Origin of the sequence: uncultured Paraglaciecola sp. (assembly GCF_937123705.1) — a bacterium.
Taxonomy (GTDB): domain Bacteria; phylum Pseudomonadota; class Gammaproteobacteria; order Enterobacterales; family Alteromonadaceae; genus Paraglaciecola.
This window is the reverse complement of sequence record NZ_CAKZKO010000128.1, coordinates 1-2946: the sequence shown is the minus strand read 5'-3', so window position 1 is coordinate 2946 and position 2946 is coordinate 1. Positions and strand designations below refer to the sequence as shown.

The following is a 2946-nucleotide window of genomic DNA, read 5'->3' as shown; positions in this document are numbered from 1 at the left end:
TGCGCTTGTATCAATATCCAATTGAAGCCCTTTGAGGCGTCTTTAACAACCGTACGAACGACAGATCCGCCATCGTCGAGAAGTTCTACTTGAATGATGCCTTTGGCAATATAAGTAGTGTGATCAAAATTGTGTGCATGACCATCCACGACTTTGCCTTTTTCGGTAAAAACCATCTGACGTATGGCTATATTGCCAGACACATAATCTATACTCATATTTTATACCTTTGTTATTAACCTTTAATCGAACGTAATTGCATCAAGTTCTGATTCGTCTGTTGCAGCCTCAATTTCTGCAAGTTTTGCTTGCAAAGTTGTATCGATGCCCAATCCTCTTGTAACAATAGCAGATGACAACCCCTGTAAGTCTGCATAGCTCATTGTTTGAGCTGTGCCGCTACTGTCACGCCAGTACATCCCAGCCGGGACACTTCCAGCGGATAGAACAGCCACTAATAAATCTTGGTCTTCCTGCTTGGCTGTAAATGTGAAAGTGTTGTGGACAATATTCTCGCGTATAGCCGACATTGCCGCTTCGGTAATCTCGACAGTTTTAACTTGCTTCTGTTTTGAAAATGTCTGTGTCTGCGCCGTGGAGTCAGCACTAATTCCTGCTGCGGAAAGTATCCAACCGTTATCATAGATGTATAGGCCCGACGCATAGTCATTGGGCACGTTTTCGCTAACATCTTCAAGGACCGAATTTACTGGCGTGATTCGCTTAGATTCCCATCCATCACCTTTTGCATGACTATCAAGTGTCAAAGATGAACCTATAAAGATTACTATTTTTGTCGCTTTGTCCTTGATTATTTTCATTTACCTGTTGCCTCCAAAACATGAGCAGAAGCATAGCCGTCAGCGTTAGAACCCATTACAATGAACTCGTTATCATCGATATTTCCCATCAATACCCCTGATAATGATTGAGAGCTGCCTGACTCCAAGACATCTACCGCAAAACCGTTATATTCTAGTGTTGCAACGCTCACCGTCTTATCAGATTGATACTGCATGATGATTTGGTCGTCAGTGTTTATCAGCGTAGACAACGTTGCGTTAACATCATCAGAGGTTATAGCTACTCCGTGCAACCTTGCGGACTTTATGTCTAAGATAGATGTTCCAGACTTCTTGCCTATAACCACTTCTATTTGCTGACTTCCAGTTATTCCTGCTGTCAATGCAACAATCGTTCCATCAGATAAAATCTCAATAGAAAACGATCTTCTGCTTGTTGCTGATCCACTAGGCTTGGTGAACATAGTGACCCCAGACGGAAATGATAGAGCGGTAACAGATAGCGTTCCGATTCCTGCCCACACATCATTCTTATTCCCATCCGGACCAAACCCGACAAGAATTTCAGTGGCAGAAATAGCGCGCATGGTAGGGTTCAAAAATCCTGCTGGAGCTGGCGCAACCGCCGCGCCACCAGACACAACATTCCCCGTCACGGACAAACCCATTAATTCATATGATGTAGTGGTTCCGAAGCTCACAACAGCCTTAGTCGATGACATGCGGACTATATTTGATTTATATAGGCTAAGAACAACTGTATCGATGGTGAACTCTGGGCCGGGTAATGAAGGTACAGTATCTGTAATTGTTACTGCCTTAGCTCGTGCGCCGCCTGATGTGTGGTAAACAACTAAGGCCTGAGTGGCACTCAATGATTCAATGGATGCATTCCCAAGCGTTGCCCCAGGAATAATAACCGGGGAACCTGCTGATGTAATACGGTCGTTAGCGCCTTTTGACAATACCACCATGTATGTTTGACCGGCTTCGTCATATACGGCGATGGTCTTGGTAGCAGTAAGTGGATTCTGTGCAACGTGATGATCAGTTATTGCTGATGAGTTGATTACCTCTATCAGACCAGGGTTTGGTAAATGCCCTAGGCTGGAAGTCCACTTATTAGCGGCAGCGTTAGTGAGCCCGATCGATGTTGACTTACCAGGATCAATCCTTGCTATTAAATTCTCATCCGAATCTCTCAAGCATAACGTATTTGGTCCTTGATTCTTGAAGTTAAAAAGATCCGATCCTTCAAGAGATGAAATTGGTACAGGCAATAGAACGCTCTTGAACAACTCCGTCATGGTGATGACTTGCAAGCGTGGAGAGTTGTTAGTCAATGTTATGTCGACAGCGCTAGTTTGCTCGTTAGACAATCCAGTAGGTACGCGCATCATTGCTGACACCCAATTTGTACCATCAATAGAAGGGTCCGTAGTGCCAGCACCATTTGTTGTTCTGCGATAAGATAGAAAGTCCATTGGACTCCAGCGCACATCACCTGTCGTATAACTTGATCCCGACACCCATTCTAAATCCGCAACACCTGCAATTAATGCGTCAATATTAACAACTGCTAAATTTATCCCCGCTATCGATGCATTCAACTGATCCCTGAATGGCGGTATTTTCCCTAAACAATCATCCCCATCAATATCGAATGTAGACGTTGAGGTTGTGGTAGGAACTTTGTCAAAAACTACGCTTATTGTCTCTATAGTCATTAAATTTCCTCGATCTCTATATCGATTGTGCAATCATTAGGATGCAACAGCGCCGGGCTTTGTTCGCGCAAAAAACCATTAATAAATGTGGTTGGGAAGTAACCATGATCCGAGTCATCGGTCCCCGCCCATACGGTCACTCTAGCTTCTAAAGAAAGTAAAGTTTTTTCAACCTTTGGTAACTGTGATTTTTTAACAAATAAACGCCCGACAAGCGTGGGTACGTTCTTTCTAGGCGTTAATTCAACATCACCAAATTCTGGATCACGCTCAACTTTCGAGAAGTTAATGCGCGGACCGGTTGCCCCAAGTGATAAGCCACCAATAAATACACTACCTCCTATTTTGAAACCACCACACTCGACCAGGCCTTCATTTCTTGTCAGGGTTAATGTGATTTCTGGATCGATAACAGG

4 protein-coding genes are annotated in these 2946 nt (G+C 43.9%); all 4 read right to left on the bottom strand.

The features are described 5' to 3' along the window. The coding region (locus tag Q0688_RS15725) for a hypothetical protein (RefSeq protein WP_299078862.1) at positions 1-218 on the bottom strand (218 nt) is incomplete at its 3' end. Between the two features lie 24 nt (positions 219-242). Further along, a complete protein-coding gene (locus tag Q0688_RS15720; protein WP_299078859.1) occupies positions 243-821 on the bottom strand; it encodes a hypothetical protein in 579 nt (192 codons plus the stop codon). Further along, positions 818-2530 carry a hypothetical protein gene (locus tag Q0688_RS15715; RefSeq protein WP_299078856.1) on the bottom strand — a complete coding sequence of 571 codons (1713 nt, stop codon included), beginning with the start codon at positions 2528-2530 and terminating at the stop codon, positions 818-820. The genes Q0688_RS15720 and Q0688_RS15715 overlap by 4 nt, the downstream gene beginning before the upstream one ends. Further along, positions 2530-2946 (bottom strand): hypothetical protein (locus Q0688_RS15710; RefSeq protein WP_299078853.1); only part of this gene is annotated, 417 nt, incomplete at its 5' end. The genes Q0688_RS15715 and Q0688_RS15710, both read right to left, overlap by 1 nt.